Origin of the sequence: Mesorhizobium sp. M5C.F.Ca.IN.020.32.2.1 (assembly GCF_004023105.1) — a bacterium.
GTDB classification, from domain to species: domain Bacteria; phylum Pseudomonadota; class Alphaproteobacteria; order Rhizobiales; family Rhizobiaceae; genus Mesorhizobium; species Mesorhizobium wenxiniae.
Genome location: NZ_RZSX01000401.1, coordinates 1 through 5527 on the forward strand (window position 1 = coordinate 1; position 5527 = coordinate 5527).

The 5527-nt window shown below is 63.2% G+C and carries 5 protein-coding genes; 3 read left to right on the top strand and 2 right to left on the bottom strand.

Going from position 1 to position 5527, the window contains the following annotated elements; translation table 11 throughout:
• Both EOA86_RS19945 and EOA86_RS19950 read right to left on the bottom strand, forming a co-directional pair.
• Positions 1–813, bottom strand: an 813-nt coding sequence (locus tag EOA86_RS19945; RefSeq protein WP_245497320.1) for a DNA primase, incomplete at its 3' end; no start/stop codon positions are given.
• Between the two features lie 155 nt (positions 814–968).
• Positions 969–1334: an RcnB family protein gene (locus EOA86_RS19950; RefSeq protein ID WP_127212089.1), complete on the bottom strand. Its 366-nt coding sequence runs from the start codon at positions 1332–1334 to the stop codon at positions 969–971.
• Between the two features lie 391 nt (positions 1335–1725).
• Here EOA86_RS19950 and EOA86_RS19955 point away from each other — a divergent pair, with 391 nt between their 5' ends.
• The 3 genes from EOA86_RS19955 (at position 1726) to EOA86_RS19965 (ending at position 5390) form a co-directional block, all read left to right on the top strand.
• Entirely contained in the window at positions 1726–3390 is a 1665-nt protein-coding gene (locus EOA86_RS19955; protein ID WP_128343210.1) for a Na/Pi cotransporter family protein, read from the top strand.
• A 128-nt stretch (positions 3391–3518) separates the two neighbouring features.
• Positions 3519–4700 carry an MFS transporter gene (locus EOA86_RS19960; RefSeq protein ID WP_128343211.1) on the top strand — a complete coding sequence of 394 codons (1182 nt, stop codon included), beginning with the start codon at positions 3519–3521 and terminating at the stop codon, positions 4698–4700.
• Positions 4701–4880: 180 nt separating this feature from the next.
• Complete coding sequence (locus EOA86_RS19965; RefSeq protein WP_127212064.1) at positions 4881–5390, top strand: DUF1801 domain-containing protein; 510 nt, start codon at positions 4881–4883, stop codon at positions 5388–5390.
• Positions 5391–5527: the final 137 nt, after the last annotated feature.

Genomic DNA, 5527 nt, shown 5'->3' on the forward strand with positions numbered 1-5527 from the left:
GCCCTCGACGGCGATGACCGTGCCGCCCTTGGCCAGCGCCCCCTTTCCCAGTGCTTGGCGCGCACGGGCGAAATTGTAGAGCACATTGCCCTTGTGGAAGAGCTCGGTGTCGGGCGAATTCATGTATTTGGCGAGCGCATCGGCAGCCAGCGCCCGCCCGCCAAAGGCGATTATCTTGCCTCTGGAATCCGGGATCGGGAACATGATGCGGTCGCGGAACCAGTCGTAGGAGACCGGGACGTCGTCGCCGTGGCGCACCAGCCCGCATGCCTCGATATCGGCCTTGGGCACGCCGTTCGCGGCAAGATGCTCCTTCAGCGCGTTGCGGCTGTCGGGCGCATAGCCGAGCCGGAACGACTGCTGCGTTGCCGGTGTCAGCCCGCGGTCGCGCAGATAGGCGCGGGCTTTTGCGCCTTCCGGTCCCTGCAGCCGCTCCTGGAAGAAGGCAGTCGCCATTTCCATGATTTCGGTCAGTTCCTTTTCGCGCCGTTCCTCCTGGGCATCGCGCACCGGCATCGGCACGCCCGCCATGTCGGCGATCTTCTCGACCGCTTCGGGAAAGCTCATCCCGTCGAGTTCGGTGAGAAACTTGAAGTGGTCGCCCGAAACCGAGCAGCCGAAGCAATGATAGCGGCCCTTCTTGTCCTCGCAATGGAAGGACGGGCTCTTCTCGCCATGGAAGGGGCAGCACGCCCAATAGTCGCCGCGCGGCGCGTTGGTCTTCTTCCTATCCCACGCCACGCGCTGGCCGATCACCGATGAAATCGGCACGCGGTCGCGTATCTCGTCGAGGAAGGCAGGTGGAAAGCGCATTGGGAACGGCTCGTTTGTCCTCCATATAATCACACCGGCGAAACCCGACGACTCCTAATGCGGACCATACCCGGTTTTCACAGGGCAAAAGAAGACGGCCGCTGCGGGCCGCCTTCTTTCCTATCCCGGCATAGTGCCGGTGGAAATTTGGACGATCAGTGCGCGTCGATCGCGCCGAAGATGATGCCGGAGACGACGCCGACCAGGAGATAGTCGTTGCCGACGCGGATCCATTCCTGGCCACGGCTCGGACGACGCAGGCCATAGTGGCGATAGTCGCGGATCGGCTGGTGGCGCTTCCAGCTGGAATATTTCTGGCCATTGCGCCAATGGTTCCTCTTCACGACGACTTTCTTCTTCACCGCGACGCGCTTCTTCACGTGCCTGTCCGGCTTCTTCCAGTCGACCTGGCTGTAGTTCGACTGGGGTGCATTTGGCGCGTTCAGCGGCGCTGCCTTGCCCTGCAGGGACGTGGCAGCCAGCATAGAGAGGGCGACTGCGGAAAGAATGATGCGTTTCATCACGGGGGTACTCCTTTGGTTGCCGATGCCCAAGCAATAGAGCCCGAAGAATGAACCGAAACTGAACGCGCGGATTACATTTACGTAATCATTTCATGTATTTACGACAGCTAATTCAGCACTCAGATCAAACCGGATTTGACGGGGTCGTCGGCACTCGACCGCGCCACCATCCAGAAGCCGGCCGGCAATGCAACCATTTTGCGATCCATCCATTTCCGACACACCCTGTCGCGCACCAACAGCCGGCCGAATTGGGCAAAATTTATTATCCGGCTAAAAGTAATCGGAGTAGTATCGACCTTTGCAATGTCCTTGATTCGCCCCCTCTTTTACCTCTGTGCCGCCACGGCGCCCGTATCGCTGTCGCCTGTCGGAATGCGAGTCTGACATGAGCGGTTCGGTCGTTTTGCTGCATCTTGCCGGCGCGGTGGCGCTGATGCTGTTTGCCACCCGCTTGGTGAAGACAGGTGTCGAGCGCGCCTATGGCGATGTGCTGCGCCACAAGCTGCGCGCGACCATGCGCAATCCTTTTATGGCGGTTCTGGCCGGCTGCGGCCTGGCGATCGCGCTGCAAAGCTCCACCGCCGTCACCTTGCTGGTCGGCTCCTTCGCCGGCGCCGGCATCGTCAGCGGCTTATCGGGCCAGCTTGCCGTGCGGGGCGCCGAGATCGGCTCGGCACTGGTGGTCAAGCTGCTCACCTTCGACCTGTCGCTGCTGGTGCCGGTCTGTCTTGTCGCCGGCACCGTCATGTTCATGGCCACCGAGCGGCGCGACTGGCGCCAGTTCGGCCGGATCCTGGTCGGCATCGGCCTGCTGGTGTTGTCGCTGGAGATGATCGGCCAGGCATCGGAGCCGCTGCGCCAGAGCACGCTGATGCCGGTCGTCGTCGATTACTTCTCCGGCGACCCGGTCACCGCCTATCTGCTGGCGGCGCTGGTCACCTGGCTGTTTCATTCCTCGATCGCCGCGGTGCTGCTGATGGTGACGCTCGCCGGCCGTGGCTTCATCCCGCCCGAACTGGGCATCGTGCTGGTGCTCGGCGTCAATCTGGGTTCGTCGATCATCGCGCCGCTGCTCACCCGCAATGCGGAGCGGGGGGTGCGTGTCGTACCGATCGGCAATCTCCTGATGCGCGGCATGGGCTCTCTAGCCATGCTGATCCTGTTCCTGTGGTTGAAGCCGCCGGTAGCCTTTCTCGGCGCCACCGTGCCCGACCAGATCGTCAACGCACATATCCTGTTCAATATCCTGATCCTGGTTGCCGGCCTGCCACTGGCCGGCCTCGTCTACCGCGCTTCGGAAAAGATCGTGGCGCTCGGCACCAAACCGGCGCCAGGCGAAGCGCTCGACGTCGTCGAGCTGTCCGCGCTCAACGACAGCGCACTGGATGTGCCGAGCCAGGCGCTGGCCAACGCCACCCGTGAGGTGGTGCGGGTCTGCGAGACGGTCGAGATCATGCTGAAGCGCATCATCGAGCTCTACGAGAGCGCCGACGCCGACAAGATCAAGGCCCTGGCCGCGCTCGACGACCGCGTCGACAAGAAGCACGCAGCGATAAAGCTCTATCTGGCCAAGGTCACCAAGAACCCGCTGAGCGAGGACGAGGCGCTGCGCTGCCAGGAGCTGATCGGCGCCTGCGTCAAGCTCGAGCAGGTCGGCGACATCATCGTGCGCAACATGCTGGTGCACGTCAGGAAGAAGCTCGAGCGCGGGCTGGAGTTCACGCCCGAAGGCTGGCGCGAGCTTTGCGCCTTCCACGCCTCGGTGCTCGCCAACGCACGGCTTGCCTTCAACGTGCTGGTCTCGCGCGATCCGGAGACCGCCCGCCAGCTGGTGCTCGAAAAGGACCGGCTGCGCGACCGCGAGAAGGAGACCAGCGCCAGCCACTTCGTGCGGCTGCGCGACGGCACCGCCAAGAGCGTCGAGACCAGTTCCATCCATCTCGACACCATCCGCGACCTGAAGCAGATCAACTCGCTGCTCGCCTCGATGGCTTATCCCGTGCTCGAGGAACGCGGCCTGCTCACCGGCTCGCGGTTGAAGGCCGGGTGATCCCAGAGCCTTGTCCTTCGCGCCAGCCCGATCAAGAAAACCTAAACCGGCGTCGACAATTTCTGGATTGCTCGCCGCTCTCGTTCGTGATTTGAGGCCATCTCATTCAAGGATCGCCTTCCAGCGCCATGCTTCCCCTCATCGCCCTGTTCATCGCTGCGTTCGCATTCGGCACCACCGAGTTCGTCATCGCCGGTGTGCTGCCGCAGGTGGCGGATGGCCTTGGCGTCTCCATCCCAACTGCCGGCTACCTCGTCTCCGGCTACGCCGGCGGCATCGCAATCGGCGGACCGCTATTGACGCTCGCCACCAAGACGATTTCGCGCAAGGCCTTGCTGCTTGGCCTTGCCGCAGCCTTCACCATCGGCCAGGCCGCTTGCGCACTTGCACCCGACTTCGCGTCCATGTTGCTGTTGCGGATTGCGGTGGCCGTGGCGCACGGCGCCTATTTCGGCGTCGCGATGGTGGTCGCGGTCGGCCTGGTCCGCCACGACCAGCGCGGAATGGCCGTTGCGCTCATCCTGTCTGGCCTCACGGTCTCCAATGTCATCGGCGTGCCGGCCGGCACGGCGATCGGCAACATCTGGGGGTGGCGTGCGACGTTCTGGGTGATGTGCGCGCTTGGTGTGGTTTCCATCGCCGCCATGGCCGCCCTCCTCCCACGCAAGACGGGATCGGCGCGCCAGTCCGTCAGTTTCGGCAGCGAGGTTCGCGTGCTTGCACGCCAGCAGGTCTGGACGTCGCTGATCCTCATGCTGATGCTGATGATCGGTCAGTTCGGCCTCTTCACCTACATCACGCCGACGCTGCTTGAAATCACCGGCCTCGATGAGGACCTCGTGCCCTGGGTGCTCCTGCTCAACGGTGTCGGCGCGACGATCGGCGTCTTTCTTGGCGGGCGGCTCGCCGACTGGAAACTGATGCCCTCGCTCATCACCATGCTTTTCATGCAGGCGGTGACACTTGCCGTCATTTACGCCGTCAGCCCGTACCCGGTGCCGATGGTCGTGGCGATCACTGTCTGGGGCGGACTCAGCTTCGCCATCGGCACTCCGATCCAGACCCGTATCCTGACGTGGACGGCGGATGCCTCCAACCTCGCCTCATCGCTCATCCCGGCCGGCTTCAATGTCGGCATCGCGCTGGCCGCCTCGCTCGGTGCCGCTATGCTCAACGCCGGTTATGGCTATCTCAGCCTGCCGGTGGTTGGCGCCCTGGCCATGCTGGTCGCCGTGGCGGTCGCGCTTGCCTCGCATCTCCAGGAGTGGCGCAGCAGTGCGACGCCGCCGCTACCGGCCGCAGCCGAATAGACGGGCAGACTCTGCAAATCGATCCGGTAGCGCAGGCTTTTCGCGACGTCCGCCTTTTGGAGAGAAAGCCTCTGCCTGTGCGCTTGTTGGTTTGGCGGAGATCAATAGGATTCCGAAATTGATCTTCAGGGGCGGCTTTCTAGAATCAAGTATGATCGATTACCACCTGGAGTGAACACAATGGCCGACCACACATCCGAGAAGTCGGCGAAGGCCGCCGCCGAGCGGGTCGCTGCGAAACCGACCAAACCGCGCAAGGCGACGCCGGAGCCGCAGCCCGGCAAGGCCGCGAAACCGGCACTCCTCGCAGGCGGCAACCCCCAGATCGCGAAGGCCGAAGGCGACGCCCCGGTGCAGGCCTACATCGCGGCCATGCCGGGCTGGAAAAGCGACCTCGGGCGCCGTCTCGACGCGATCATCGCGGGCACTGTCCCCGGTGTGCACAAGGCAGTCAAATGGAACTCGCCATTTTACGGCATCGAAGGCCAGGGCTGGTTCCTGTCGTTCCATGTCTTCACCCGCTACGTCAAAGTGACCTTCTTCCGAGGCACGTCACTTCGTCCTCTTCCTCCCGGCAAGTCCAAGCACAAGCAAGTGCGCTATCTCGACGTTTATGAGGACCAGCTCGACGAAGCTCAATTTGCCGCTTGGGTGAAGCAAGCCAGCCAATTGCCCGGCGAACGAATGTGAGATGCGTCGCGAATTACCCAAGGGCGTCTGCAAGCACCTCATTCAAGCGGGCGAACGCGGCGGACTCGTCTGGCGCATGGGCCGGATTAACTTCTGTGATGGTCAGGCCGCGCCATTGCGGCAGGGCGGTCAATTGC

Excerpts from the sequence above, each read along its gene's own strand:
- EOA86_RS19950 (WP_127212089.1), bottom strand. The coding sequence starts at position 1,334 with ATGAAACGCATCATTCTTTCCGCAGTCGCCCTCTCTATGCTGGCTGCC.
- EOA86_RS19955 (WP_128343210.1), top strand. The coding sequence starts at position 1,726 with ATGAGCGGTTCGGTCGTTTTGCTGCATCTTGCCGGCGCGGTGGCGCTG.
- EOA86_RS19960 (WP_128343211.1), top strand. The coding sequence starts at position 3,519 with ATGCTTCCCCTCATCGCCCTGTTCATCGCTGCGTTCGCATTCGGCACC.
- EOA86_RS19965 (WP_127212064.1), top strand. The coding sequence starts at position 4,881 with ATGGCCGACCACACATCCGAGAAGTCGGCGAAGGCCGCCGCCGAGCGG.